General features: G+C 72.1%; 17 protein-coding genes and 1 tRNA gene. 10 read left to right on the top strand and 8 right to left on the bottom strand.

Annotation, left to right across the window (positions count from 1 at the left end; all coding sequences use genetic code 11):
- Positions 1 to 55: 55 nt before the first annotated feature.
- On the top strand, positions 56 to 2,710 hold the full coding sequence (locus J2N69_RS12415; protein WP_230900804.1) for an alpha/beta fold hydrolase: 2,655 nt from the start codon (positions 56 to 58) through the stop codon (positions 2,708 to 2,710).
- Positions 2,707 to 3,570, top strand: a complete 864-nt coding sequence (locus tag J2N69_RS12410; protein ID WP_230900803.1) for an ABC transporter permease — start codon at positions 2,707 to 2,709, stop codon at positions 3,568 to 3,570. The genes J2N69_RS12415 and J2N69_RS12410 overlap by 4 nt, the downstream gene beginning before the upstream one ends.
- A 42-nt stretch (positions 3,571 to 3,612) precedes the next feature.
- Here J2N69_RS12410 and J2N69_RS12405 read toward each other — a convergent pair whose 3' ends face one another.
- The 3 genes from J2N69_RS12405 to J2N69_RS12395 form a co-directional block, all read right to left on the bottom strand.
- Positions 3,613 to 4,587, bottom strand: a complete 975-nt coding sequence (locus tag J2N69_RS12405) for a GNAT family N-acetyltransferase (protein WP_230900802.1) — start codon at positions 4,585 to 4,587, stop codon at positions 3,613 to 3,615.
- Positions 4,588 to 5,317: 730 nt separating this feature from the next.
- On the bottom strand, positions 5,318 to 7,006 hold the full coding sequence (locus J2N69_RS12400) for an arabinofuranosyltransferase AftB family protein (protein WP_230900801.1): 1,689 nt from the start codon (positions 7,004 to 7,006) through the stop codon (positions 5,318 to 5,320).
- A gap of 100 nt (positions 7,007 to 7,106) precedes the next feature.
- The gene (locus J2N69_RS12395) at positions 7,107 to 7,583 is read right to left on the bottom strand and encodes an SCP2 sterol-binding domain-containing protein (RefSeq protein ID WP_230900800.1); all 477 of its coding nucleotides are present in this window, start codon (positions 7,581 to 7,583) and stop codon (positions 7,107 to 7,109) included.
- Positions 7,584 to 7,735: 152 nt separating this feature from the next.
- Between J2N69_RS12395 and J2N69_RS12390 the strand changes: the two genes are divergently transcribed.
- Complete coding sequence (locus J2N69_RS12390) at positions 7,736 to 9,664, top strand: AMP-dependent synthetase/ligase (RefSeq protein WP_230900799.1); 1,929 nt, start codon at positions 7,736 to 7,738, stop codon at positions 9,662 to 9,664.
- Positions 9,665 to 10,320: 656 nt separating this feature from the next.
- Here the strand turns inward: J2N69_RS12390 and J2N69_RS12385 are convergent.
- The 3 genes from J2N69_RS12385 to J2N69_RS12375 all read right to left on the bottom strand — a co-directional run bounded on the left by J2N69_RS12385 (position 10,321) and on the right by J2N69_RS12375 (position 13,414).
- The gene (locus J2N69_RS12385) at positions 10,321 to 10,710 is read right to left on the bottom strand and encodes a hypothetical protein (RefSeq protein WP_230900798.1); all 390 of its coding nucleotides are present in this window, start codon (positions 10,708 to 10,710) and stop codon (positions 10,321 to 10,323) included.
- Positions 10,711 to 11,228: 518 nt separating this feature from the next.
- Positions 11,229 to 12,746: a hypothetical protein gene (locus J2N69_RS12380; RefSeq protein WP_230900797.1), complete on the bottom strand. Its 1,518-nt coding sequence runs from the start codon at positions 12,744 to 12,746 to the stop codon at positions 11,229 to 11,231.
- A 595-nt stretch (positions 12,747 to 13,341) separates the two neighbouring features.
- Positions 13,342 to 13,414: transfer RNA gene (locus J2N69_RS12375), tRNA-Arg, on the bottom strand.
- 307 nt (positions 13,415 to 13,721) lie between these two features.
- Here J2N69_RS12375 and J2N69_RS12370 point away from each other — a divergent pair.
- The 7 genes from J2N69_RS12370 (at position 13,722) to J2N69_RS12340 (ending at position 22,945) form a co-directional block, all read left to right on the top strand.
- Positions 13,722 to 15,389 (top strand): dynamin family protein, encoded by a 1,668-nt coding sequence (locus tag J2N69_RS12370; protein ID WP_408056715.1) that lies wholly within the window; start codon positions 13,722 to 13,724, stop codon positions 15,387 to 15,389.
- 5 nt (positions 15,390 to 15,394) lie between these two features.
- Complete coding sequence (locus tag J2N69_RS12365) at positions 15,395 to 17,539, top strand: YfjP family GTPase (RefSeq protein WP_230900795.1); 2,145 nt, start codon at positions 15,395 to 15,397, stop codon at positions 17,537 to 17,539.
- Positions 17,540 to 17,743: 204 nt separating this feature from the next.
- Entirely contained in the window at positions 17,744 to 18,163 is a 420-nt protein-coding gene (locus J2N69_RS12360; RefSeq protein WP_230900794.1) for a single-stranded DNA-binding protein, read from the top strand.
- Between the two features lie 444 nt (positions 18,164 to 18,607).
- On the top strand, positions 18,608 to 20,017 hold the full coding sequence (locus tag J2N69_RS12355) for a Cys-Gln thioester bond-forming surface protein (RefSeq protein WP_230900793.1): 1,410 nt from the start codon (positions 18,608 to 18,610) through the stop codon (positions 20,015 to 20,017).
- A gap of 132 nt (positions 20,018 to 20,149) precedes the next feature.
- A complete protein-coding gene (ettA, locus tag J2N69_RS12350; RefSeq protein ID WP_230900792.1) occupies positions 20,150 to 21,814 on the top strand; it encodes an energy-dependent translational throttle protein EttA in 1,665 nt (554 codons plus the stop codon).
- A 7-nt stretch (positions 21,815 to 21,821) separates the two neighbouring features.
- Positions 21,822 to 22,262 carry an acyl-CoA thioesterase gene (locus tag J2N69_RS12345; protein WP_127911854.1) on the top strand — a complete coding sequence of 147 codons (441 nt, stop codon included), beginning with the start codon at positions 21,822 to 21,824 and terminating at the stop codon, positions 22,260 to 22,262.
- On the top strand, positions 22,259 to 22,945 hold the full coding sequence (locus tag J2N69_RS12340; RefSeq protein WP_230900791.1) for a DUF8185 domain-containing protein: 687 nt from the start codon (positions 22,259 to 22,261) through the stop codon (positions 22,943 to 22,945). The genes J2N69_RS12345 and J2N69_RS12340 overlap by 4 nt, the downstream gene beginning before the upstream one ends.
- On the opposite strand, the gene J2N69_RS12335 is transcribed toward J2N69_RS12340, so the two are convergent.
- Together J2N69_RS12335 and J2N69_RS12330 are read right to left on the bottom strand one after the other, a co-directional pair.
- Positions 22,932 to 24,017, bottom strand: a complete 1,086-nt coding sequence (locus J2N69_RS12335; protein WP_230900790.1) for an ABC transporter ATP-binding protein — start codon at positions 24,015 to 24,017, stop codon at positions 22,932 to 22,934. The genes J2N69_RS12340 and J2N69_RS12335 overlap by 14 nt on opposite strands.
- The gene (locus tag J2N69_RS12330) at positions 24,014 to 26,875 is read right to left on the bottom strand and encodes an FtsX-like permease family protein (RefSeq protein ID WP_230900789.1); all 2,862 of its coding nucleotides are present in this window, start codon (positions 26,873 to 26,875) and stop codon (positions 24,014 to 24,016) included. Before J2N69_RS12330 ends, J2N69_RS12335 begins: the two co-directional genes overlap by 4 nt.
- Position 26,876 lies beyond the last annotated feature (1 nt).

The following is a 26,876-nucleotide window of genomic DNA, read 5'->3' as shown; positions in this document are numbered from 1 at the left end:
ACAGTTCAGACCGGCGGCTGCCCCGGTTGTCGGTGGCCGCCCGTACGGTTGACGCATGGATCTACGACTGCCCAGGCCCCGGCTCCCCGGACCACGCCGGCTCATCGCCGCCGTGGCCGCCGTCGTGGTGCTCGCGGGGGCGGGCACCTGGACGGCGGTGGCGTCGGACGACGGCCCGGCGGTGCACCGGTCGGACCGCGTGCTCCGCACCGGCGGCGCGAAGATCGACACCTCGTACTTCACGGCGGGGGACGCGGACACCAAGCGCCCCGCCGTCCTCATCGGCCACGGCTTCGGCGGCAGCAAGGCCGACGTCCGCACCCAGGCCGAGGAACTGGCCCGGGAGGGCTACGCCGTCCTGACGTGGTCCGCGCGCGGCTTCGGGAAGTCCACCGGAAAGATCGGGCTGAACGACCCCAAGGGCGAGGTCGCCGACGTCTCGCAGCTGATCGACTGGCTGGCGAAGCGCCCCGAGGTCCGGCTCGACAAGGCGGGCGACCCGCGCGTGGGCGTCACCGGAGCCTCGTACGGCGGCGCGGTGTCGCTGCTCGCCGCCGGGCACGACCGGCGCGTGGACGCGATCGCCCCGCAGATCACCTACTGGAACCTCGCGGACGCCCTCTTCCCCGACGGCGTCTTCAAGAAGCTGTGGACCGGTTCGTTCATCAACACCGGGGGCGGCTGCGAGAAGTTCGAGAAGCAGCTGTGCGCCATGTACAACCGCGTCGCGGTCGCCGGGAAGCCCGACGCGAAGGCGCGTGACCTGCTGGCCGCGCGCAGTCCCGCCGCCGTCGGCGACCGCATCAAGGTGCCGACCTATCTCGCCCAGGGCCAGACCGACTCGCTCTTCCCGCTCGGCCAGGGCGACGCCATCGCGCGGGCGGTCCGGGCCAACGGCGCGCCCGTGGCGGTCGACTGGATCGCGGGCGGCCACGACGGCGGCGAGCGCGAGGCCGAGCGCGGGCGCGTCGAGAAGCGCGTCGGCACCTGGTTCGACCGCTATCTGAAGGGCGACAAGGGCGCCGACACCGGCCCCGCCTTCCGCGTCACCCGCACCGGAGGCGTCGACTCCACCGACGGGGCGGCCCAGCTGCGGGGCGCGAGCGGCGACACGTACCCCGGCCTGGAGAGCGGCCCGCGCGCGGTGCCGCTCCGCGGGCGCGAGCAGACCTTCGACAACCCCGCGGGCGCCAGCCCGCCCGCCGTCTCCACCCTCCCCGGACTCGGCGGCACAGGCCTCTCCCGGCTCTCCACCCTCGGCATCGGCGTCTCCCTGGACCTCCCCGGGCAGCACGCCAAGTTCGAGTCGAAGCCGCTGGGCAAGGACCTGCGCATCACCGGCACACCGACCGTGCGGGCCCATGTGACGTCCACGCGCGAGGACGCCGTGCTCTTCGCGAAGGTGTACGACGTCGGGCCCGGCGGCAAACAGCAGGTCCTGCCCTCCCAACTCGTCGCCCCCGTACGCGTCGAGGGCGCCCGGCAGGGCAAGGACGTCGAACTGCGGCTGCCCGCCATCGACCACGAGGTGCAGAAGGGCCACCGGCTGCGGCTCGTCCTCGCCTCCACCGACCTCGGGTACGCCTCACCGGTCGAACCCGCCAAGTACACCGTCTCCCTGAAGGGCGACCTGACGGTGCCGACGGCCGCCGGGGTGAAGACCGCCGCCGTGCCGCTGCCGTCCTGGGTGTGGTGGCTGCCGGCCGCCGGAGCGGTCATCGCCCTCGGCCTGCTGATCACCGGGCGGCGGCGCACCACGGCGCCCGCGCCCGACCCCGCCCTCGCCGAAGTGCCGCTCCAGATCACGGACTTGACCAAGCGGTACGCGAAGTCCGCCGACCGGTACGCCGTCCGTGACGTCTCCTTCCGCGTCGAGAAGGGCCAGGTCCTCGGCCTCCTCGGGCCGAACGGCGCGGGCAAGACCACGACCCTGCGCATGCTGATGGGCCTGATCCGGCCCGACGCGGGCGAGATCCGCGTCTTCGGGCAGGCGATCCGGCCGGGGGCGCCCGTCCTCTCCCGGGTCGGCGCGTTCGTCGAGGGCGCCGGATTCCTGCCGCACCTCAGCGGCCGCGAGAACCTGGAGCTGTACTGGAAGGCCACCGGACGCCCCGCCGAGGACGCCCACCTCACCGAGGCGCTGGAGATCGCGGGGCTCGGTGACGCCCTGTCCCGCGCCGTGCGGACGTACTCCCAGGGCATGCGCCAGCGCCTCGCCATCGCCCAGGCCATGCTCGGCCTGCCGGACCTGCTGATCCTCGACGAGCCGACCAACGGCCTGGACCCGCCGCAGATCCGCGAGATGCGCGAGGTCATGATCCGCTACGCGCGCGGGGGCCGCACGGTCATCGTCTCCAGCCACCTCCTCGCCGAGGTCGAGCAGACCTGCACGCACCTGGTCGTCATGGACCGCGGCCGCCTCGTCCAGGCGGGCCCCGTCGCCGAGATCATCGGCTCCGGGGACACGCTCCTCGTCGGCCTCGCGCGGGACATCTCCGACCCACTGGTCGAGAAGATCGCCGCGCTGCCCGGCGTCGCCTCGGCGGTGCGCGCCGACGACGGCCTCCTGGTGCGGCTCGACGGCACCCCGGAGGCGGGCGCCGCGCGGCTGCTGCCCGAACTGGTCCGCCTCGACGTGCCCGTGGACTCCCTGGGCCCGCACCGCCGCCTCGAAGACGCCTTCCTGACCCTGATCGGAGGCACCGCATGAGCGCCCCCACCCTGGAGCGCCCCACCGCCCCCGGCTACCGCGCCGGACGGACCCTGCCCCTGCGCGTCGAGGCGGTCCGCCAGCTGAAGCGGCGCCGCACGCTCGTGATGGGCGCCGTCATGGCGCTGCTGCCCGTCGTGCTCGTCATCGCGTTCGCCGTCGCCGGGTCGCCGGGGGAGCGCAACAGCGCGGTGACGCTGATGGACACGGCCACCGCGTCGGGTGTGAACTTCGCCGCGACGTGCCTGTTCGTCTCCGCGGGCTTCCTCCTCGTCATCCCCGTCGCCCTGTTCTGCGGGGACACCGTCGCCTCCGAGGCGAGCTGGTCCTCCCTGCGGTATCTGCTGGCGGCGCCCGTGCCGCGCGCCCGCCTCCTGTGGTCCAAGCTCACCGTCGCGCTCGCCCTCAGCGCCGCCGCCCTGGTGCTGCTCCCGCTGGTCGCGCTGGCGGTGGGGACGATGGCGTACGGCTGGGGCCCCCTGGAGATCCCGACCGGCGGCGAGCTGCCCGCGGTCACGGCGGCCCAGCGGCTGCTGATCGCCGTCGGTTACGTCTTCGTCTCCCAACTGGTCACCGCGGGGCTCGCGTTCTGGCTGTCGACGAAGACCGACGCCCCGCTCGGCGCGGTCGGCGGCGCGGTCGGCCTGACGATCGTCGGCAACGTCCTGGACGCGGTCACGGCGCTGGAGGACTGGCGCGACTTCCTCCCCGCGCACTGGCAGTTCGCCTGGGCCGACGTCCTCCAGGCCCGCCCCGAGTGGGGCGGCATGATCCAGGGCTCGGCGATCTCGGTGACGTACGCGCTGGTGCTGTTCGCGCTGGCGTTCCGGGGGTTCGCGCGCAAGGACGTGGTGTCCTGACCGGGGCGGGGACGGCCCCGCAGCCGCGTACGAGGGGTGGGCTCAGCGCCAGTCGTCGATCACGTAGGCGTCCGGGTGGCTGTAGCCGGGTTCGTTGGGCTTGTGCATGGTCACGCCTTGCAGCCAGGTGCGGAAACCGCGGGCGACCATGCGCCCGTAGGCATCCTGGCGGGCCAGGTTCACTCCCGCGTCCAGCTGCCCCAGTCCCTTCTCGGCGGCCAGCCGCTCGCACGCGTCCAGGAGCCGTTCGAACCGTTCCGCGGCGCCGGGGCCGGGGCGTACGGCGCCGAATTTGACGTAGCACACGTCCTCGCCGGCCTCCGACCCCGCGCCGCAGTGGCAGACGGCCAGACCGTCGAGGCCGGAGCCGGCGCCCTGAAGGAGGACGGTGTCGCCGATCCCCTGTGCCTGCGCGGCCGTGATCTCGCGCTCCAGGCTCAGGCCCTCGTACACGGCTCCTGTCAGCGCGCGACAGAGGCCCAGGGCGGCGGGCCGCTCGGCGGCGCTCAGCTCGCCGTACAGCACGCGGCCGGGGGCCGTGGCGCGGGCGGCCACCTGTTTCTTCATGATGGCGGTGAGGAACCGGGGCCAGAAGCCGTACCGGCGGTACAGCTCCAGGTGCTTGGGGCTGTGCGAGAAGGTGAACAGGCCGACGTGGCGGCTCTGCCAGGTGTCGAAGCAGGCCATGACCGGTTCCATGAGGCGCCTGCCGATGCCCTGGTCCCACAGGTCCGGACGGATGGTCAGCGGGCCGAAGAACCCGACGCTGCCCCAGTCGGCGGCGAAGTTCGATCCGACGACCTCGCCCTCGACGGTCGCCGCGAAGGCCGCCTGCGGATCCGCCGCCCAGCGGGTGCGGACATAGTCGGCGGCCCCGAAGAACGTCTCCGGTTCAGGGGCCCCGAAGAAGGTTCCGAAGGCGACCCTGAAGATCTCGTCGGCCCGGTCCAGGTCCGGCTCCACCAGCGGGCGGACGGACACCGAGGCCGCGACACTCGTTCGCTGCACTGCGGGCATGATGGCTCTCCCTTCCGCCCCCGGTTCCATCGCACCACGGACGTGCGCCTCGGGCCAGTGACAGGTCTGGCGGCACTTCAGGGAGTGTTTAGCAAGATCCTTGGCCGCGGCCTTGGCGCTGTTTGTCCACGGCCTTGTGGGCGTGGCACACAGCGGCCAGACTCGGGAGGCGTCAGCGGGGAATTCCACAAAACCGAGGAGCGTTATGCGGCGTCTATTTCCGGCATTATTCGGTGCCGTAATTCTGGCCATGGGGGCGGGAGCGGTTCCGGCCGCCGCGTCCTCCGCCCAGGCCTCAGAAACCCTGTCCCCCGCCCGGGCGACAGTCGATGAGCAGCAGTGCAGCACCACCATCAACTCCGACTCCCGGATATGCCTGGCCTTGGTCAGTTCGACGTTCGTCGGCCAGGCGACCGTTCATCGCCCGCCCAGTAATTGCGCCGGTTACCGTGTCTCCCTCATCGATTGGGTCACTGGCGAGGCAGTGGCATCCACCAGTCTCAGGCCCTGCGGTGAGACGCCCTCGAAACAGGCGACCGCAGATGCCTCACGCTTCACACGGCTGACGGCATACGCGACATTCGTCATGTACAACAGCGCTGGAACCGTCATTCATCGGAGTTACACCAACCCGATCACCTATCCCTGAGATCAGCCGCCGGCGTTCCCCCGGGGTCGTGGCAGGGCAGGGCAGGGGGTCAAACGCCCCACACCAACGCCCCCGCTGCGGCTACCCGCACAGCTCCCGCTCCGCCCGCACCGGATCATTGGGGAACCGGAACGCCGTGAGCCCCGCCGCCCCCGTCAGATTCCGCCAGAACCGCCCGGCCGTCAGCGGCGCCCGCGTGGCCGCCCGCAGCTCGGCGAACGGCTCGCAGCGCAGGGCGCGCCGGGCCGCCGCGACGCGCTTCGGGTCGAGCCCTTCGGGCAGCGCGCCCCTGACCCCGCGGTCGGCGACGATCCACTCGTCGGGGAGCCGCTTGTCGTGCCCCACCCGGCCGTTGATGGGCTGGGAGTGGGCCGCCAGCGGATAGGCGAGCCCGATCGGGTCGAGCGCGGCGCCGGACAGCGGGATGACGGCACCGCTGAAGCCGAGCGTGTTGTAGACCCCCGTGATCCCGGGCCGGGCCGCCGTGACCGGGCTGCGGGCGAGCAGCAGGGTGGGGGCCCCGTCCCGCGCCCGTTCCCGCACGAGACCGGCGTACGCCATGTTGCCCGGCTGCCCCGCGAAGGTGTGGTGCACGGGGTGCGGGGCATCGTTCTGCTGGACGTACACGCCCCGCTCGTCCGCGATCCCGCCGGGCCCGATCCGCCCCTCGTACGGCACCCGCAGCACGGCCGCGCACGTCGCGGCCCACACCGCGACCCCGGCGACGACGATCGTCCACGCGCGCGTGACGGGCACGAGGAAGACCGGCAGCAGCATCAGCAGCAGCCCCGGCAGGAACATCCGCCCGTGCATGAAGTCGCCGCCCACCTTGATGACGTAGAGCCAGCAGAGCGCCCCCGCGACCACGGGCGCCGTCACGACGACGCGCCCGCGCATCCGCCCCGACGCCAGGAGACCCGCCACGATCATCAGCAGCGGCAGCCACAGCAGGTACGTACCGGCGAAGTCGTCGAGATAGTCCGCGCCCCGCCACCACAGGCTCCGCGAGGCCTCCTTGGTGACGCCCGGCAGCGGCATCAGATGGCCGTAGTAGCCCATGCGGAAGATCTCGTACGCGACGGGCAGCGCCCCCGCGGCGCCCGCGCCCGCGAGCACCCCGCGCCAGGACGGGCGCGCCACGGCCCACTGGGCGGCGAGGAAGACCAGCGACACCAGCGCCAGATCCGGCCGCACGAGAGGGCCGAGCCCCAGCACCACGCAGGTCGACAGCTCCCGGGGCCGGGTGACGAGCATCAGCCAGGCGCCCGCGATCCAGCACGTCGCGAGCCCCGTCTCCAGGCCGGACGTCGCGAAGTCCCAGACGGGCGGCAACGCGAGGAGCACGAGGGCGCCGCAGGGCAGCAGGAGGCCGTCCCCGCCGCGCAGGTGCAGCGCGGCGGCCGCGGCCAGCGCGAAGCCGGCGGCGGTGAGGAACAGCCCGCCGTACATCGCGGCCGTGGGGATGTCGAAGCCGGGCGCCCCGGCGGCGACCAGCAGCCACTGCCACAGGGTTCCGGTGGACGACTCGGCCCGCTCCCCGGTGTTGAAGACGGGCCCGTTGCCCGCCAGCACCTGGCGCACCGTCCGCACGTAGATGTGACCGTCGTCGGACATCCACCGCCGCTGGAACCCGGCGAAGGCGACGACGAGGGCGGGCAGAAAGGCGAGCCCGAGCCGCGCGGCCGCCCGCCATCGCTCGCTCCGGGCGTCGACGGGCAGCGGCTCCGTGGTACGGACACCGGAGGAGCCGAACGAGTACGTAGACGTCATGGGCCCTACATCGGCGCAGCTCACCCCGGCCTTGAGCGGCCGGCGCCCCACGCGGCCCCGGCACCCCGAAGCGGTGCGTCCCGTTCCGTCGCCGGTTACGTCACGCCCCCGGCCTGGGGATGTCGAAGTACCGGGTGAGGGCCGCCGCCAGCGCGACATCGCCCACGACCTTGACCTTGCGCAGGATGAACAGCGTGACGGGGCTGGCGTTGCCGGACACGAGCTTGAGGAACTCGGCGTCACCCAGCACGAACGTGACGCGGGGCGCCGCCTCCGAACGCCCCTCCCGCACCGTGCAGACCCCGTCCGCGATCCGCGTCTCGTAGACGGCCTCGGGGTTGCCGCCGCTGCCGGTGATCCGCCAGCGCAGCAGCGCCGTCAGCGGGCCGGCCGCCTCCGGCCTGAACTGCCGTTCCATGCGCCCGAACACCTCGTCCAGGACGCGCTTGCGCAGCGCTCCGTCGCGGGCGATCGCGGCTATCTCCTTGCCGGAGAGGTCCTTCACGATGCGGGCGAACCGCTCCGGGGTGACGCTCGCGAAATCCAGCCCGGCGATCCTGCTGATGGCGTCCGCCACGGTCGTCTCCTCACCCGGTTCGCCTTGCGGCAGTTGCTCCGTGGCAGCGTACGGATACGCGTACGACTGCCGATGTCCGGCCCATTGAATTTTCCTTACGGGCGAGTAAGTTGACGTCCGCGTCAGCAGTTCCGTGGACCCCGGGAGCCGTCATGGGCGTACGCAAGGATCTGAGAAGGGCTCAGCGCCGCACCGGCCTCGCGGACCGCGCCCGGGTCGAACTCGTCAGGGACGCGCACGGCACCGTGCGCGAGGCCCGCACCGCCCCGCTGGCCGCCCGGGCCACCACGGGCAGCACCGCTGACATCCCCTTCACCAACGCCGAAGAGGCCCCGGACGCCGTGGTGCTGCGCCGCAAGCAGGGTGGCCGGTGGTGCCCCGTGACGGCGGCGGCCTTCGCGCGCGAAGTGACGGAGACGGCCAAGGGGCTGCTGGCCGACGGCCTCGAACCGGGCGGACGGGTCGCGCTGATGTCGCGCACGCGCTACGAGTGGGCGGTCCTGGACTTCGCGATATGGGCGGCGGGCGGCCAGAGCGTCCCCATCTACGCCACCTCGTCGGCGGAGCAGATCGAGTGGATCGTCCGGGACTCGGGCGCCCGCCTCCTGATCGCGGAGACCGCGGAGAACGCGGCGACCGCCGAGGCGGCCCTCCGTACATCCGGTGGAACACGCGTCCGCCACCTCGACGGCGGCGCGCTGGCGGAACTGACGCTGCTGGGCAGGGGCGTGCCCGACGAGGAGGTGACGAAGCGGCGCGCCGCGCTCACCCCCGACACCATCGCCACCCTCTGCTACACCTCGGGAACCACCGGCCGCCCCAAGGGCTGCGTCCTCACCCACGGCAACCTCCACGCCGAGGCCGCCAACACGGTCGAGCTGCTGCACCCCGTCTTCAAGGAAATCACCGGCCAGGTCGCCGCCACGCTCCTCTTCCTGCCGCTCGCCCACATACTGGGCCGCACCCTCCAGATAGCCTGCATGCTCGCCCGCATAGAGGTCGGCCACTGCCCGAGCATCAAGCCGGACGAACTGCGGCCGGAACTGCGCGCCTTCAGGCCCACGTTCCTCGTCGGCGTCCCGTACCTCTTCGAGAAGATCCACGACACCGGCCGGGCGACCGCCGAGAAGATCGGCCGCGCCGCGTCCTTCGACCGGGCCGAGCGCATCGGGGTGCGCTTCGCCGAGGCGTACCTGAACAAGTTCCTCGACCCGCGCGAACCCGGCCCCTCCCTGGGGCTGCGCCTCGGCTGGGCGCTGTACGAACTCCTGGTCTACCGCCGCATCCGAAAGGAGGTCGGCGGCCGCCTGCGGTACGCGATCAGCGGCGGCTCCCCCCTGGACCGCGACCTCAACCTCTTCTTCTACGCCGCCGGGATCATCATCTACGAGGGCTACGGCCTGACGGAGACCACGGCCGCCGCCACCCTCACACCCCCGCTGAGGCCACGCCCCGGCACGGTCGGCCTGCCCGTGCCCGGCACGGCCGTACGCATCGCCGACGACGGGGAGGTGCTGCTCAAGGGCGGCATCGTCTTCAGCGGCTACTGGAACGACCCGGCGGCGACGGACGCCGTGCTCACCGGCGAGTGGCTGGCCACCGGCGACCTGGGAGCGCTCGACGAGGACGGCTACCTCACCATCACCGGCCGCAAGAAGGACATCATCGTCACCTCCGGCGGCAAGAACGTCTCGCCCGCCGTCCTGGAGGACCGCCTGCGCAGCCGCCCGCCCGTGGGGCAGTGCATCGTCGTAGGGGACAACCGTTCGTACGTGGCCGCGCTCATCACCCTGGACCCCGAGGCCGTCGACCACTGGCTCGCCGTACGCAAGCGCCCCAAGGACACACCCCTCGCGGAGCTGGCACGTGACCCGCAGCTGACAGCGGAGATCCAGAAGGCGGTGGACCACGCCAACGCGGCGGTCTCCAGGGCCGAGTCGATCCGCAGGTTCGCGGTGATAGAGGGCGCTTTCACGGAGGAGAACGGGCTGCTCACCCCGTCCCTGAAGGTCAAACGGCGGGCGGTGGTGGCGGCGTATGCGAGCGAGATCGAGGCGTTGTATGGGGCGGGGTCGGTGTAGGCCGCACCGTACCGCGCCTCGAGCCGCGAACAGTTCTACCGGCAGCTCACTGTGGGCCGTCAGGCACTGGTGGTGGTCGACTACCACGCCTCCTCGGTCTGTTCCGCCCCTGAGCGACCGGTACACCGTCCAACTGCTGACCAACGAGGACACCTTGGAGCCGACCAGCGGCGGTGCCCAGGCCAGGACCCGCTGTGCGACACCATCCGGAACGCCTGCGGCCGCCGGTCCCCGGCAGCGGTGCGGTCGCCCGGCTGACGGCGCTGGGCGGCTGACCCCTGGCGGACGCCCGCCTCGCTGCCGCGGCCGCGGACCGCATGCCCCAAAAGGCGAACCGGAGGCTCACCGAGGTCTCCCACGTTCAGCTGCTGGACTCGGCGGGGCGAGATCGCTGCTGCTTCCGTCTCGAGGCGCGGCGGTACCTCACCGCCGCGGGCCCGAGTGCGGCAACGTGGTGCGGGCGGTGTCCGTGGCCGTTGATCCGGATCCCCGGGATGCGCGCAGCCTTGGTCAGTGTCGCTTGATGGCCCGACAGGTAGTCGCGCTTCCGGCCGGGCCGATGAGGGAGGCCGTGGTGCCGAACCGCCGCACTCCTGGGGCTACACGGGAGGCAAGGCCGGCCTCGTACCTGTCCGCCTCGGTCGGCACGGCCGCGGTCACAGGGTGGCGTCCCCGCCCGTAGGCCGCTGCCGCATGTAGTACTCCAGCGTCACCTGCATCCCACAGAGGGTCTCGCGTAGGCGTGCCAGCTGCGCTCGGGCAACGGTCAGCTCGCCGCTCAAGGACTCCGCCTTGGCCTCTGCGGCTTTCCGGCCCTCCCTCTCCTTTTCGATCTTGCGGATGGCGCTTGGCGTGAGGCTACGGTCGCCACCGCGTGACGAAAGGGGGATGCCCAGCTCCCGCCTGCGCTTCTGAACCCAGCTCTCGATGGTTTTGCGTGGTACCTCGTGCTCGTCGCTCAACTCTTGTGTCGTTTTTGTGTGGGCAATGACCAGGTCGGATAGCTCGGCGCGCTTCTCCGGTGGCATCTTCGATCCGAAGCTCACAGCAGCGTTCTCCCTTGCTGAGGTCGTGTGTCAGCAGAGAAACGGTCATCCTGAGGGCCGGATACCGCCATAGCATCGGAACCATCCGATGGTGTGACTAATCCGGTGCCGGTGACGGCCCGTCAACGCTGCTCTTAAGGGCACTCCGAGACGGCTGCACTCGAAGCAGGATCTGAAGTGTGCCGGGATCGGGAATCTTCGTCGGCTCAGTTACTCGGCCACGCAGCGCTGGGAGCACCCGCTGTGCCATCGGCTCGCGTCACAGGCCGTGAGATCGCCTCATGAGTGTCTCGCCGATCTTCTTGAGGGCATGAGCTCACCGAGGTCGAGCTGACATAGGAGGTGTCCAGATGCTCGGCCATACGCAGACCAATACTCGTGCCGTCCGTTCGTCGGCGTATCCGTTGGCGCGAGTGGTGAACTCCTCATACTTGACCCCTGGCTGGCTCGTACCAGGTATCGGTGGGCTGCCTGACATGCGTCTTGTGCCCCCGGCATCCCTTGGAGAGCCCTCGCTCTCAGAATGCTCCAGTGTCCAGGTCGAGCGACTCTTGTTCGACTGCCAAGTACGTGTCCCGCGTCGCGGCTTCCAAGTACCCATCTTCCGCCGGACTCGTTAGCCGGGGCGTGATCTCGATGAAGCGCTCCCAGGAGCTTGTTTTGCCAGCAGTGAAGCCGCGTCGAGCTGCCTGACGGAAGTCGCCCCGCCGACGATCGCGATAACCCCGTACCTGTTCATGTCGTTCGCTCAGGTGCTTCTCGTACCGTCGCTCGCTCACATCGCCTGGCAGCGCCGGGACGGCGGCTACATCCTCGATGAGCGGTCGGATCGTCCGCAGCTCAGAGTGGCGCATGGCGGAGGTCTCCTCGATCTCCGCGACCATAGCCGCCTCCGCGCCCGCCAGTCCCCGGCAGGCGCCGAAGAGCCGTCGAGACATACCGATCATGAGGTCGGTGCCCGGCAGTCTGGCGGTCAGCATGTCGATGCCCTCCCGCTGGACGATGTCCGAACCGGTTGCCTCGTGGTCCAGATCGCGTCGCAAAGCGGAGGTCGTGTCGTCACCTTCCAGCAACTGCACGAGGCCCCCTGTGCGGCGGGAGGCTATGTCATTCAGCGAATCGCTCACGGCAGTCACCGTCAGACTGCCTCGAGGAAGAGACACGAGGGCCAGATACGTGAGCATGCGCGCGCGTGCCAGTTCCACAAGCGCATCGTCATCGTGTTCCAGCACCTCGTCATCGACCTGTATAGGCGAATCCGTCTTCTCTGCCGCCGAGCCGTCGGCCTCGATGTCGATCATCATGAAGAGGCGTCGCTGAAGACTCGTTCCGCAGAGCACCTTCTGGTGTGTGCCCGGCACCAATGAGCCGACGTCCAGTTGCCGTGCCCCCTTCCGCCGGCTGTGTGAGCCGAGGACGCGGCCTCCCTTCGCTTCCACCAGCCAGAGGTCGGAAGTCGAGCTGTGGGTACCGAAGAGGTCGGGCAGGCTCTTGGAATGCTTCCATCCCGTAAGTGCGCCGGGAGGTATCGCGCTTTCGGCATGGGTGGTTGGGCCGAGGCCCATGAGCCCACGGCAGGCCCACTCCGCCATGGTCATCCCGACGTGGTAGCCGAAGGCCGATCGCGTTGAGTTCTCTGTCCCGTGGGTGTAGACGACACTCGGCACAACCTCACGCCCCACACCGTCCTGGTGGGGTACCACGGCCTGCCTGCGGATGAGGTACGCCGAGAGCGGGTAGCGCCGGGCCAGGATCTCGCGGCGCGCCAGCTGGGGCACGGCCGCGATCCAGGGCGCGATGTCCCTGCCCACCGTGACGGCGGCGTCCAGGATGTCGCGCCACGTCGTGGTGACCAGGTAGTTGCCATCGGGCGGCATGTCCGCAGGCGTCGGCCATGCTTGGCTGGCCTGGGACAGCATCGCAGCAGTCGGCCTCGGCGCCGGCTCCAACGGCGAACTGCGTCGCACGAAAACAGGTATGTCGAAGGCGTCGGGCGCCGACAACGTGGTGTCGACGGCCCCCTGTGGCGGAAGCATTTTGCCACCTTACGGGGTTCCTGAAAGGGTCTCGGATTGCCGGTGGTTCGGACCGCACCTCGGCAGTGGTTCTCTCGAAACTCAGCTGTGGAGGCGCGAATCAGCCCTGGTTACGAGTGCTTCCCAGCCACTGAGGGAGATCCCCGGTCAATCGCCAGAGTGTGCCCAGCCGGCCCCAAGCTCCCTGGTGCCCTCGTCGATCCGCTGCTCCGTCTCAGCAGCGGCCTTACGCTCTCACCACCACTGACGCCGAGTAGTACTGGTGGTCGCGACGTGATGAAGGCCTCGGAGTGTCGTCGACGAACACTGCTCGGGGAGGGCGGAGAAGGGGGGCAGAGGCCTTGGCCGTAAGGGTGGCGCGGGATCGACCGTTCCATCAACCTGGATGTCCATTTGCCTTGACAAGAGGACACGCCTCGAACCTCGGGAAGGACACCCGCCGCAGGCTGTGTGGAACCGTTCCTGGCCGGAGGACCGACGGCCCCGCCGCGGTGGCTGTTGGCCTCGCCGCATTGCTGTGGCGTACGCGCTAGCACGCCTCTGGCCAGCAAAAACGCCCCCCTCGAGGGAGGGGCTAACCCTGCATGGACGGAAGCGCCCCCGGCAGGACTCGAACCTGCGGCCAAGCGCTTAGAAGGCGCCTGCTCTATCCACTGAGCTACGGGGGCCGGGTGTGGCCGGTGGCGTTGGTTCGGATGTGGGGGAGATCCGTGACCTTGCCGGGGACAAGGATAGGGCTCCCGGGTCCCTGTCCCTGGTGCTTCGCCTCCGCGCCGCGATGTGGAGGTTCGGTGAAGCGGTCCTGATAATCGCAGGCAGGTGCGAATCTCGCATCGCTTTTGGCGCCTCACGCCACGGGTGTTGTGCACTCGTTATGCCTGCGCCCCCGCCATCCCTTCCCTCTGTGGTGTCCGATCGGCGCGCAGAGGCTCTCATATGCTTCAGAAAACCATCAAAATTGGGCATTCTTCGCATGTGGTGACCTTGGACGTACGGCCTCAATTGCTTGACGCACTCTCCGCCCTGCGCGAGCGTGTCGCCGCCGCACGCTTTCCGCTCCCCCTGCCGGGGGCGCCACGCGCGCGTGCCAACCGGGACGAGCTGCTCGCACAGCTCGACGACTATCTGGTGCCCCGGCTCAAGGCGCCCGAAGCGCCGCTGCTCGCCGTCATCGGCGGGTCCACCGGGGCAGGCAAGTCCACCCTGGTGAACTCGCTCGTCGGCCGGCAGGTCAGCGAGGCGGGCGTGCTGCGGCCCACGACGCGTACGCCGGTGCTCGTCTGCCATCCGGATGATCATCACTGGTTCGCCGGGATGCGCGTCCTGCCCGACCTGACCCGCGTGTGGATGCCCCCGAAGAAGTCCGCGCAGGGCGGTGAGGGGGACAGCGACGACGACAACGACGACCTGCCGACGTACGGCGACGGCGGCGGGGGCGGTGAGGAACCCGAACGCGCCCTGCGGATCGAGACCGCGCACACCCTGCCGCGCGGACTCGCCCTCCTCGACGCGCCCGACGTCGACTCGCTCGTCCCCCACAGCCGCTGCCTCGCCGCCGAGCTGATCTCCGCGGCCGACGTATGGGTGATGGTGACCACCGCTTCCCGGTACGCCGACGCGGTGCCCTGGCATCTGCTGCGTACCGCCAAGGAGCACGACGCCACCCTCGTCACCGTCCTCGACCGCGTGCCCCACCAGGTCGTGACGGAGGTGTCACGGCAGTACGGCGCCCTCCTCACGAAGGCGGGGCTCGGCGACGTGCCGCGGTTCACCGTGCCGGAACTCCCCGAGTCCGCGGGCGGCGGCGGGCTGCTCCCCGCCACCGCCGTGGCCCCGCTGCGCGCCTGGCTCACCCACCGGGTCCAGGAACCCGCCGCCCGCACCGCCGCCATCGCCCGCACGGCTCACGGCGTCCTGCACTCGCTCGACTCGCGGCTGCCCGAACTGGCGGGCGCCGTCGCCGCCCAGTACGCCGCCGCCCTGCGGCTCACCTCCGCCGTCGACGAGGCGTACGACAGCGAGTACGCGCGCGTGAAGGAGCGGTTGCAGGCCGGTGGCGTACTGGCGGGCGACGCCCTGAAGCGGTGGCGCAGCTATCCGCTCGACTGCGGGCCCGGCGAACTGCTCGACGCCATCGCCGAGAGCCTGGAGGCGCTGCTGCTGTGCGCCGTCACCGCCGCCGACGAGCGCGTCGACGAGGCCTGGCGGCGCGAACCCGCCGCGAACGCCCCGGGGCTCAACGACCGCGACCCGGAGGTGGAGAGCGCCGAGCACCGCATTGGGATGGCCGTCCGCAGATGGCGGCGCGTCCTGGAGGAGTACGCCGATGACGAGGTGCGCGGCCTCGAGGAGATCGACAGAAACGGTTTGCCCGACCCCGAGGTCGTGGCCGCGCTGCTCGCCACGGCTCTCATGGGCGGGCACCGGGCCCGCGCGGCCGGGGAGATCCTCGCCGAGCGGATCGGCGCCCAGGGCGCGGTCCGGCTGCGCGACCGCGGCGGGCGCCTGCTGACCGAGTACCTGGAGAAGGTCCTCGCCGCCGAACGCGAACGGCGGCTCGCACCCCTGTACGCCCTCGACGTGCACCCCGAACCCCAGGCCGAGCTGATCGCCGCCCTGTCCGTACTGCAGAAGGAGAGGTGACCGCGGTGACTGCTGTCACTGATCACACCGAACGCGACGAGCGGGAGGAACGGGAAGAGCGGGAGGAGCGGCGCAAGGAGCGGGGCGAACGGGGGGAGCGGCCGGTCCGGGAGGAGCGGGAGGCGCGTGGGGAGCGCGAAGGGGCGGCTTCGGGGCGCGCGGGGCTCATGGGGCGCACGGGCGGCCCGACGAGCACGGGCGGCACAGGTGGCCCCACGGGCCCGGTCGGCACAGTGAGCCCCGCAGGCGCAGCGGGCCCGACAGGCACGGCGGATCATGCGGGCGCGGGAGGCACGGCCGGTCCGGCAGGCGTGCGGCCACCCGGGGAAGCCGGGCGGTCGGCGCATGGCTCCGGTCGCGCCGAGCAGAAGTCCAGCCCGTCGGCCGGAGGCCCTGAGCACTCCGCCGACGACTCCGCGGACGTCTGGGGCGACGGCCTCATCGCCCGCCGCGTCACGGACGCCTCGAAAGCCGCCGCCACCATCACCCGCGCCTACGCCCCCGCCGCGCCCCCCACCTCGTACGACGGGCCCCTGCGCGCGCGGCTCGACGCGCTGCGCGAACTCGTCGGGCTGTCCCGCACCCGCCTCGACAGCGACACGCTCGCCGAGGCCGGCCGGGTGCTCGACGAGGCCGACGCCCGGCGCAGGCTCTCCGAACGGCACACCGTCGTCGCCATCGCGGGTGCCACGGGCAGCGGCAAGTCGACCCTCTTCAACGCTCTCGCCGGCGTGATGATCTCGGACACCGGCGTACGCAGACCGACCACGGCCGCGCCCATCGGGTGCAGCTGGACGGACGGCGCCGCGGGGCTGCTCGACCGGCTCGGCATCCCGGGACGGCTGCGCCGCCGCCCCCTCCAGGGCCCCGGCGCCGACGAGCTCCAAGGGCTCGTCCTGATCGACCTGCCCGACCACGACTCGGCCGTCGGCGAGCACCGTGAGCACGTCGACCGCATCCTCAAGCTCGTCGACGCCGTCATCTGGGTCGTCGACCCGGAGAAGTACGCGGACGCGATGCTCCATGAGCGGTATCTGAGGCCCATGGCCGGGCACGCCGAGGTCACCTTCGTAGTGCTCAACCAGATCGACCGGCTGCCCGGGGACGCCGCCGACCAGGTCCTCGACGACCTGCGCCGGCTCCTCGACGAGGACGGCGTCGCACTCGGCGAACACGGTGAACCGGGCGCCACGGTGCTCGCGATCTCCGCGCTGACCGGCGAGGGCATCGGTGAGCTGCGGGAGGCGCTCGGCCAGTTCACGCAGGAACGGGGCGCCGCGGTCCGCCGGATCTCCGCCGACCTGGACGCCGCGGCGGAACGCCTGCGTCCGGTGTACGTCGACGCGCAGCCCCGCCGGGGCCGCGGGCGTGTCGGGCTCAGCGAGGAGGCCCGCGAGGAGTTCGCCGACCGCCTCGCGGACGCGGTGGGCGCCGCGGCGGCCGGGGACGCGGCGGAGCGGGCCTGGCGCCGGCACGCGGGCAAGGCGTGCGGCGACCCCTGGCTCAGGATCTGGCGGTGGTACGAGTCCCAGCGCTCGCCGCACGGCGCCACCGTGACGCCCGTGGCCCTGCCTCCGGTGGACGAGGAGGTGACGGCGCGCCAGCGCGTGGAGCACGCCGTGCGCACGGTGGCCGACGAGGCGGCCGCGGGGCTGCCCGTGCCCTGGGGACAAGCCGTGCGGGAGGCCGCGGTGCGCGGCGCCGAAGGGCTGCCCGAGGCGCTCGACAAGCTGGCGGTGACGGCGGGCGTGCCGGTCGGTCGTCCGCCGCGGCCCAACTGGTGGCCGGCGGCGGTCCTCGCGCAGGCGGCGATGTCGATGCTGCAGGTCGTGGGCGGGCTCTGGCTGCTGGGGCAGATCATCGGCATCGCCGACCCGAACCTCGGCGTGCCGGTGCTGCTGATGCTGTCGGGCATCGTGGGCGGCCCGTGCGTGGAGTGGGCGAGCCGCCTGGCCACACGGGGGCCCGCGCGGCGGTACGGGCAGGAGGCGGAGCGGCGGCTTCGGGAGGCGGCGGCCGGGTGCGGGCGGGCCCGGGTCCTCGATCCGGTGGCCGCCGAGCTGCTGCGGTATCTGGAGGTCAGGGAGCAGTACGTGCGGGTGACGGGCATGCGTGGGGGCTCCGGGATGACGCGCGGGGCTCTCGGCTGAGGCCTGCGAACGCCGCGGTCCCGCAGTCGGGGCCGCGGCCGGGGCTCGGTGAAGGCCACCTTCGAGTGACCGGGATATCCACAACCGGTGGGTAGCGCACAGGGCCCAGCGGGTTCGGCCGCACCGGTGCAGTCTGAGAGCGCAGCCGCGGAAAGGCGCGGCGGCAAAGACGGACGGGCGAAGGACGTACGGGAGGGGCAGGGCATGAACGAGACGATGGTGACCGTGGTGGGGAACGTCGCGACGACGCCGGTGTACCGGGAGCTGCCGTCGGGACCGGTGGCGCGGTTCCGGCTCGCGGTGACGGCGCGGTACTTCGACGCGGTGAAGAACACCTGGAACGACGGGCACACCAACTTCTTCACGGTCTGGGCCAGGCGCGCGCTCGGCAGCAATGTGCAGGCCTCGCTAGCGGTGGGCGAACCGGTCATCGTGCAAGGGCGGTTGAAGGTGCGCGACGAGGAGCGCGGCGGGCAGCACTGGACCTCGGCGGACATCGACGCGCAGGCCATCGGCCACGATCTGTCGCGCGGGACCGCGGCGTTCCGGCGGGTGGGCAGGGCGGACGCGGCGCTGACGGAGCCCCCGCCCCTGCGCGAGCCCGAGCCCGAACCGGTGGGCTGACGCGGAGGTGTGATGGACCGTCAAGTGTGGTGTCGGCGCGGCCGCTGTGCCGCGTCGGCACCGGGGCCGATGTCGGGGCCGGGGGCGAGGCTGGAGCCGCGGCGGCATCCCCGCCCCCCACCACGCGGAATGCCCGTTGATTTGTCGATAAGGGCAGCTCGGGAGGGGTGTTGGCGGGTGTCGGCGATAACGATTCCGAGTCGGATCGCTTATCCGACGGTATGACTGAGGGTCGTGGTGCGCGGCTTCCTTAGGATGCCGGACGTAGCTCACGGGGCAGTTGGCAGGAGATGCCACGCAGGTGGCAGGGGAGATCCTGCCCCTTTCGATCTGCTGGCGGGACCACCCCCCATCGTCGTGAACGGGTCCCGCCCGGAGGGGAATTCAGTGTTTTCTGCGTTTTCTGCGGTTGCCGCCCGGTCCGCGGTCACTGCTTCACCCGCGATGCCGATACGCGGCCGAGGCGCCGCCCGCCTTGCCGCTGTGACCCTGGCATCGGGGCTCCTCGCCGCGGGGGCACTGGCCGGCGCGGGCGCGGCGGCGGCCGAAGAGGCTCCGCAGCACCGGGGCGGGGCGACCGCGACGCTGGGCGGTCTGCAGACGTACGGCCAGGCGGTCGTCCGGGACGGCGGCACCTCGCAGCAGGTGCCCGCCGGGCTCTTCGAGATGTCCGTGGAAGACGGCGGCACCCTCCAGACGTACTGCGTCGACATCCACAACCCCACGCAGAAGGACGCCAAGTACCAGGAGACTCCCTGGAGCGGCACGTCGCTGAACGGCAACCGCGACGCGGGCAAGATCCGCTGGATTCTCCAGCACTCGTACCCGCAGGTGAACGATCTCGCGGCGCTCGCCAAGAAGGCCGGCGCGACCTCGCTCACCGAGGAGACCGCCGCGGCCGGCACCCAGGTGGCGATCTGGCGGTACTCCGACAGGGCGCGGGTCGACGCCGTCGACCCGCAGGCCGAGAAGCTCGCCGACTACCTGCACAAGAGCGCCCGCGCGGGCGTGGAGCCCAAGGCGTCGCTGACGCTGGAGCCGCCCGCCGTCTCCGGACGCGCGGGGGAGCGGCTCGGCCCGGTCACCGTGCGGACCGACGCGGAGGCGGTGACGGTGACGCCACCGGCCGACTCCGCGGCGAGCGGGGTGAAGGTGGTCGGCAGGGACGGCAAGCGCGTGAAGTCGGCGCGTGACGGCAGCCGGCTCTACTTCGACGTGCCGAAGGACGCGCCGGACGGCTCGGCCGCGCTCTTCGTGCAGGCGTCGACCACCGTGCCGGTCGGCAGGGCCTTCACCTCCGAGACCAGGAGCCAGACGCAGATCCTCGCGGGCTCCAGCGAGTCGACCGTGTCGGCCACGGCCACGGCCGACTGGGCGGCGAAGGGTGCGGTCCCGGCGCTCTCGGCGGAGAAGAACTGCGCCAAGGGCGGCGTGGACATCACGGCGAGCAACAAGGGGGACGCCCCCTTCACCTTCAGCCTGATGGGCATCAGCCACACGATCAAGGCGGGGGCGTCCCAGACCGTGACGATCCCGTTGCAGGAGGACCAGGCCTACGACTTCACGATCACCGGGCCGAACGGCGTGCAGAAGCGCTTCAAGGGAGTGCTCGACTGCCGGACGGAAGGCGCCGCGTTCGGGACGAAGGCGCAGACCGCCTCCGAGCCGATCCCCGCGGCGGCGGGCGGCACCTCGGGCGGCGGCGACCTCGCCGAGACCGGCAGCTCCAGCAATACGCCGCTGATAGCGGGCATCGCCGTGGGCTGCGTCCTGCTCGGCGGCGCGGCGGTGTTCTTCCTCCGCCCGAAGAAGACCTCGGTGAACGCCTCGTCGGAGACGCCCACCGGGAAGTGAACACCGGGTCACCGGAAGGCGACCACGCGTGACGGCCGCCCTGGGCGGAGAGCCAACCGGTTTCCGCCTGGGGGTGGCCGTCAGGCAAGATGGGGTGTATCTGCCCACTCACTGATTGCCGGACGGTTTCTCTTGGCTGAGTACATCTACACCATGCGCAAGACGCGCAAGGCGCACGGCGACAAGGTGATCCTCGACGACGTCACCTTGAGCTTCCTTCCTGGCGCGAAGATCGGTGTCGTGGGCCCCAACGGCGCCGGTAAGTCCACGGTGCTCAAGATCATGGCGGGCATCGAGCAGCCCTCCAACGGCGACGCCTTCCTCTCGCCCGGCTACACCGTCGGCATGCTCCTCCAGGAGCCGCCCCTCGACGAGTCCAAGACCGTCCTGGAGAACGTGCAGGACGGCGCGAAGGAGGTCATGGGCAAGCTCAGGCGCTTCAACGAGGTCGCCGAGCTGATGGCCACCGACTACTCCGACGCGCTGATGGAGGAGATGGGCAAGCTCCAGGAGGACCTGGACCACGCCAACGCGTGGGACCTCGACGCCCAGCTGGAGCAGGCCATGGACGCGCTGGGCTGCCCGCCCGGCGACTGGCCCGTCACCAACCTCTCCGGTGGCGAGAAGCGCCGCGTCGCGCTCTGCAAGCTGCTCCTCGAAGCCCCCGACCTGCTGCTCCTCGACGAGCCCACCAACCACCTGGACGCCGAGTCCGTGCAGTGGCTGGAGCAGCACCTCGCGAAGTACCCCGGCACCGTCGTCGCCGTCACCCACGACCGGTACTTCCTCGACAACGTCGCGGGCTGGATTCTGGAGCTCGACCGCGGCCGCGCCATCGGCTACGAGGGCAACTACTCCACGTACCTGGAGACCAAGCAGACCCGTCTCAAGGTCGAGGGCCAGAAGGACGCCAAGCGCGCCAAGCGGCTCAAGGAAGAACTGGAGTGGGTGCGCTCCAACGCCAAGGGGCGCCAGGCCAAGTCCAAGGCGCGTCTGGCGCGCTACGAGGAGATGGCCGCCGAGGCGGACAAGATGCGGAAGCTGGACTTCGAGGAGATCCAGATCCCGCCGGGCCCGCGCCTGGGCAACATCGTCGTCGAGGTCAACAACCTCTCGAAGGCCTTCGGCGAGAAGGTCCTCATCGACGACCTGAGCTTCACCCTGCCGCGCAACGGCATCGTCGGCGTCATCGGTCCGAACGGCGCGGGCAAGACCACGCTGTTCAAGATGATCCAGGGCCTGGAGGAGCCGGACTCCGGTTCCATCAAGGTCGGCGACACGGTCAAGATCTCGTACGTCGACCAGAGCCGCGCCAACATCGACCCGAAGAAGACGCTCTGGGCGGTCGTCTCGGACGAGCTGGACTACATCAACGTCGGCCAGGTCGAGATGCCGAGCCGCGCGTACGTGTCCGCCTTCGGCTTCAAGGGTCCGGACCAGCAGAAGCCCGCGGGCGTGCTCTCCGGCGGTGAGCGCAACCGCCTGAACCTCGCGCTCACCCTCAAGCAGGGCGGCAACCTCCTGCTCCTCGACGAGCCGACGAACGACCTGGACGTCGAGACCCTGTCCTCCCTGGAGAACGCGCTCCTGGAGTTCCCGGGCGCGGCCGTGGTCGTCTCCCACGACCGCTGGTTCCTTGACCGCGTCGCCACGCACATCCTGGCGTACGAGGGCGACTCCAAGTGGTTCTGGTTCGAGGGCAACTTCGAGGCGTACGAGAAGAACAAGGTCGAGCGCCTCGGCCCGGACGCGGCCCGTCCGCACCGTGCCACCTACAAGAAGCTGACGCGAGGCTGAGGCGGCGGTGGCTCGACACATCTACCAGTGCCCGCTGCGCTGGTCGGACATGGATGCCTTCGGGCACGTCAACAACGTCGTCTTCCTGCGGTATCTGGAAGAGGCGCGGATCGACTTCATGTTCCGGCTGGCGCCCGGTGACGGGTCCCCGTCGTTCTCCGGCGGTTCGGTCGTGGCCCGCCACGAGATCGACTACGTACGGCCGTTGGTGCACCGGCACGAGCCGGTCACCATCGAGTCGTGGGTGACGAAGATCGGCGCGGCGTCCCTGACCATCGCGTACGAGATCAAGGACGCGGACCAGGTGTATGTGCGGGCCTCGACCGTGGTCGTCCCCTTCGACCTGGAGGCGCAGCGGCCCCGGCGGATCTCCGCCGAGGAGCGGCAGTTCCTCCAGGAGTACGTCGACGACTCCGCCGACGGCGGTTCGGGGGCGCTCGCCGCATGACCGCGCGGCTGTGCTTCGTCGACGCCGGGGAGGCGGCGGACCTCGCCGCCTTCCTGGCCCGGCTGATCCACTACGACAAGGCCGCCGCGGTGCGGTTGCAGGCCGTCGGGGACACGCTCGCCGTGTTCGGGCGGCCGCCGTCGTTCGAGGTGCTCGCCATCCGCACGGCGCGGCTCGCCAAGCCGTACGAACACGGGCTCGACACCACGCTCGACGTCACCGTCTCCGCCGGTGAGTTCCTGGAGTCCGTGGGCGAGGCGGCGCGGTCCGAGGCCGCGGCGGGGGTCGCCGCCGTGCCGGGGGCGGTCACCGGGCCGCCGTGGGCGGGCGTGCTGCCGCCGCGGGGCGGCTGGCGACAGGAGCCGGGGCTTCCGGTTCCGGACGCCGTGCGGGAGCTGGTGCGGGTCGCCGTGGGCGAGTTCCGCTCCCGCGTCGAGCAGCTTCCCGCCGAGCGGCGGGTGCGGGCCGAGCTGGATCGGGTGGGCCGGGAGATCTGGTCCCGGACCATCGGCGACACCCAGCTGCCGGTGCGGGCCGCGCACGCCGCGCAGTCGCTCGGGTTCCTGCGGGGCGACACCCTGACGCTGCTGTCCTCGGGGGCGTGGCTCCGGCTGCGTACGGCGTACGGGTCCGTCGCGGTGCGACGGGGCGGGAGCCAGGGGCTTTCGGTCACGCCCGCGTAGGTGGGTCCGTGGGGTATGGGTCCGTGGGCCGCGCGTCCGTGGGGCGTGGGACCGGGCGGCCGGTGTCGTCCGGCCAGACGCCGATGTGGTCCTGCTCCAGTTCCAGGGCCACCCGGTCGCGCATCTCCAGGGCCGCCGTGTACTCGGCGGGCAGCTGGAGTCGGCCCGCGCGGTCCAGCATCGCGTACTCGCGGGAGATCAGTGACTCCTCGCCCGTCGAGGCGTCGACCTCCGTGCGGCGCAGCACCTCCGTGGAGGTGCGGCCGTCGCGGATGGCGACCGTGCGGCGGACCTCGGAGGCGACCGCCTGATCGTGGGTGACGATGACGATCGTCGTGCCGAGCTGTTCGTTCGCGGTGCGGAACGCGGCGAAGATCTGCTCCCCGGTGTGCGAGTCCAGCTCGCCGGTGGGCTCGTCGGCGAGGAGGACCGCGGGGTCGTTGGCCAAGGCCACGCCGATGGCGACGCGTTGCTGCTGGCCGCCGGACATCTGGTGCGGGCGCCGGTCGCGGCAGTCCGCGACCTCCAGCAACTCCAGCAGTTCCAGAGCGCGTTCGGCCTTCTTCTTGCGCTTCTTGGCGCGGCCGCCGTGCAACTGCATGGGCAGTGCCACGTTCTGAGCGGCCGTCAGGTAGGGCAGCAGGTTGCGGGCCGTCTGCTGCCATACGAAGCCGACCACGTCACGACGGTAGCCGAGCCGTTCCTTCACGGTCATCGCGAGGAGGTTGCGGCCCGCGACGTGCGCGGCGCCCGCGGTCGGCTCGTCCAGCCCCGCGAGGATGTTCATCAGCGTCGACTTGCCGCTGCCCGACGCGCCGACCAGCGCCATCAACTCGCCCTCGCGGACCAGCAGATCGAGGCCCTGGAGCGCCTGCACCTCGATGCCGTCCGCCGCGAAGACGCGGACCAGCCGGTCGCACGTGATCAGCGCGTCATGGCCATAGGCGGGGCGGTCGCGGTGGGCCGTCGCGCGGGCTTCCAGCTCGGAGAGGGAGGGGGCGGGCGCGGCGGCCGACGCCCTCGGGGTGCCGGGGGTGGGCCCGGCGGCCGCGGCTGTGCCGGTCTCTGTCATCGGTCGTCGTCTCCTGTTCTCAGATCGGCGGCGGGGGTACGCCGGGTCGTCCACCACGCCTGGGCGAACGCCACCGCCGCGGTGAGCGCGACGATCCCGGCGGCGGGCAGCAGCAGGGACCACGGTTCGGCCCGCAGCGTGACCGTCCCCAGGTCGAAGAGGCCGCCGCGGGCAGCCCCCAGGGCGACACGGCGCAGGTCGAGCCCGTCCGCCAGCAGGCCGATCGCCGCCCAGCCCGCCAGCGCGCCGCCGGCCGCCGCGAGCAGCGCCTGCGGCAGCGACTCCAGCGCGAGCAGCAGCCAGCCCTGGCGCGCGCCCAGGCCCAAGGTGCGCAGCCGGGAGAGCAGCGCGGAGCGCCGACGGGCGGAGTGCAGGAGGGAGAGCAGCACGGCGAGCGCGGCGTAGCCGGTACTGGCGGCGACGGCGGCCACGTACACGCGTTCGGCGCCGGACTGGAGGGGCGAGTCGGTGAGCGCGGCCCGCTCGGAGGAGCGGAGGCTGATCTCGGGAGCGGGCCGTGGCGGTTGCGCCCCCGCTCCCGCCGCGCCGGACGCCTTCGCCACCGCCCCCTCGATCGCCTCCCGCGTGACCCCGGCCCCCGTCACAAGGAGCACCGTGTCCCGCGCCGTCGGCAGCGCCCGGCGGTCCACCAGGAGGAACGCGCCCCGCGCGGGAAAGGCGGGCGTCGTCTCCCGCGCCGCCGTGACCTTCGCGGTGAACGTCCCGGCAGGGGTGCGGAAGGTGTGCGGCGTGCGGCCGAGGCGGCGGGCGAGGTCGGGGGAGGCGACGGCGGGCACGGCCGCGGAGCCCTTCGCGCGCGGCGCCGCCAGGTCGTCCTCGGCGAGCGGGCCGAGCCCCGTCGACCTGCTCAGCCGCGCGTACGTCGCCGGGTCCACGGCGATCAGCGGCGCGGTCGCGCCATCGGGCAGGGTGAGGTTCCAGTCGATGTGTACGGGAGCCACCTCGCGCACCCCGGGGGCACGGCGCAGCTGCACGGCGACGGCGGCGGGCAGCGCCGCGCCGCCGCGCGTCACCCGGGCGTCCGCGCCGACCGCGAGGAGCGCCGTGCGGTCCCGGGCGTCCTGCACACCGGCCAGCACCGAACCACCGAAGGCCGCGGTGGTCAGCGCCAGGAGCAGACCGAGCAACGGCAGGACCTGAGCGGCCGACGCACGCCCCGCGCTCGCCACCGACAGAAAGCCGAGCGCGCCCCGCCGCCTGGCGAACGGGCGCGCCAGCAGCCGCAGCGGCACGGGGTGGAGGCGTACGAGAAGAAGCGCCGCGATGGCGCCGACGAGCAGCGGCGCCGCGCTCAGCAGCCAGTCCCCCGAGCCCCCGGCAGCCCCGGAGCCCGCCGGCCCACCCGCGCCCCCGGAACCCCCCGGGCCCCCGCTCCCCGTGGCGCCACCGCCCCCCGCGCCCCGCCTCCGCAGCGACACCACCGCCGCCACCGCGAGGGCCAGCAGCACCAGTTCGGCCACCGTCCGGCGCCGGGAGGGCCGGGCCGTGACGAGGTCGCCCCGGTCCTCGTGCGCGCGCGGCGTGCGGTGCGTGAGCGCCGCCCGGACCGGCAGCGCCGCGCACGCCAGCGCGCACACCCCGGCCGCCGCCCCCACCGACGGCCACGCACGCGCGTCCGGTACGGCGAGGAAGGCGAGCAGCAGCCCGGCGCCCGCCGCGGGCAGCGCCACCACCGACGTCTCGGCGAGCAGCCGTCCCGCGATGCCGCGCACGGCACCGCCGCGCGCCCGCAGCAGCGCCAGTTCGCGGTGCCGTCGGCCCGCGTGCAGCGCGCAGGTCATCAACAGGACGACGGCCGCGACCCCGCCCACTCCATAGGCGGCGACGGCGACGATCGGTGTGACGGCGTCCCGTAGCCCCGCGTGCTCGGTGAGGACCTTGTCGAGGTCGGTGGAGAGCAGCGCGTCCGGGTCCGTGAAGGAACGCATCCGGGTGAGCAGCGGCCCGCTTTCGAGCGACGCGACGCGGCTCTTGAGCGTCGGCAGGTCACGGGCGGTGAGGGCGCCGGGGTCGGGGGCGACACGCCAGTACCGCTGCGGGGTCGGGTCGACGGCCGGCAGGAACGGTCCGGCCTCCGGGGCGAGGAGCAGCCCGGCGTGCCAGCGCTTCTGCGGGGGCCGACGGGGCACGGTGACCTCGGCGGGGGTGCGCAGCACGGGATCGTACGACCAGTAGGAACTCGTGGGGCGCAGGGGTTCGAGGATGCCCGTGACGCGGACGGTGACGGGGTGGCCGAGTGTGGAGCCGAGATGGATGTCCGTGCCCACCTTCAACCGCATGACGCGTGCGGTGTCCGCCGTCACGGCCGCCTCGACGCGGCGGCTGTCCGAGGTGACGCCCTTGCCGTCGGGCAGCTTCCCGGTGGGCAGCCGCCCTTCGCGCACCCGCGCGTGCGAGCCAAGACCGGCCTGGGCGGCCAGCGTGAACTCCGGGGGCAGCGGGCCGAGCCGGGGCAGCCAGCGGTCCAGGACCGGCGGCGACTTGACCGTGCGCGCGCCGTACGTCGACTGCGCGAGGTCCGGGCGGAGGGGGGCGGGCAGGGCCTTGAGGGTTTCCTCGTACTGGTGTCGCAGGGGCGCGGGGCGCAGCGTGTCCTCGCGTACGCGCTGATCCCGCTCCAGTCCCGGGGCCTGGGCCGTCAGTTCGATGCCGGTGCGCGCGGGACCCGCGTCGGCGAGTGCGGTGCGCACGCCCTCGCTCTCGTACGAGTCGACCGCGCGCGGGAAGAGCGCGGCGAGGAAGGCGGTCACCGTCACGAGCAGGGCGAGCGCCACGGCGGACAGCGGGGCGGCGCGCAGCCGGGTGCGGACCCAGGGGGCGACGACGCGGGCGGGCATG

The sequence above is a fragment of the Streptomyces huasconensis genome (assembly GCF_021028635.1).
In the GTDB taxonomy this organism is placed as follows: Bacteria; Actinomycetota; Actinomycetes; order Streptomycetales; family Streptomycetaceae; genus Streptomyces; species Streptomyces huasconensis.
This window is presented reverse-complemented; position numbering and strand designations above follow the sequence as displayed.

Excerpts from the sequence above, each read along its gene's own strand:
- J2N69_RS12410 (WP_230900803.1), top strand. The coding sequence starts at position 2,707 with ATGAGCGCCCCCACCCTGGAGCGCCCCACCGCCCCCGGCTACCGCGCC.
- J2N69_RS12390 (WP_230900799.1), top strand. The coding sequence starts at position 7,736 with ATGGGCGTACGCAAGGATCTGAGAAGGGCTCAGCGCCGCACCGGCCTC.
- J2N69_RS12400 (WP_230900801.1), bottom strand. The coding sequence starts at position 7,006 with ATGACGTCTACGTACTCGTTCGGCTCCTCCGGTGTCCGTACCACGGAG.
- J2N69_RS12405 (WP_230900802.1), bottom strand. The coding sequence starts at position 4,587 with ATGCCCGCAGTGCAGCGAACGAGTGTCGCGGCCTCGGTGTCCGTCCGC.
- J2N69_RS12380 (WP_230900797.1), bottom strand. The coding sequence starts at position 12,746 with ATGCTTCCGCCACAGGGGGCCGTCGACACCACGTTGTCGGCGCCCGAC.
- J2N69_RS12415 (WP_230900804.1), top strand. The coding sequence starts at position 56 with ATGGATCTACGACTGCCCAGGCCCCGGCTCCCCGGACCACGCCGGCTC.
- J2N69_RS12355 (WP_230900793.1), top strand. The coding sequence starts at position 18,608 with ATGCCGATACGCGGCCGAGGCGCCGCCCGCCTTGCCGCTGTGACCCTG.
- J2N69_RS12340 (WP_230900791.1), top strand. The coding sequence starts at position 22,259 with ATGACCGCGCGGCTGTGCTTCGTCGACGCCGGGGAGGCGGCGGACCTC.
- J2N69_RS12330 (WP_230900789.1), bottom strand. The coding sequence starts at position 26,875 with ATGCCCGCCCGCGTCGTCGCCCCCTGGGTCCGCACCCGGCTGCGCGCC.
- J2N69_RS12360 (WP_230900794.1), top strand. The coding sequence starts at position 17,744 with ATGAACGAGACGATGGTGACCGTGGTGGGGAACGTCGCGACGACGCCG.
- J2N69_RS12335 (WP_230900790.1), bottom strand. The coding sequence starts at position 24,017 with ATGACAGAGACCGGCACAGCCGCGGCCGCCGGGCCCACCCCCGGCACC.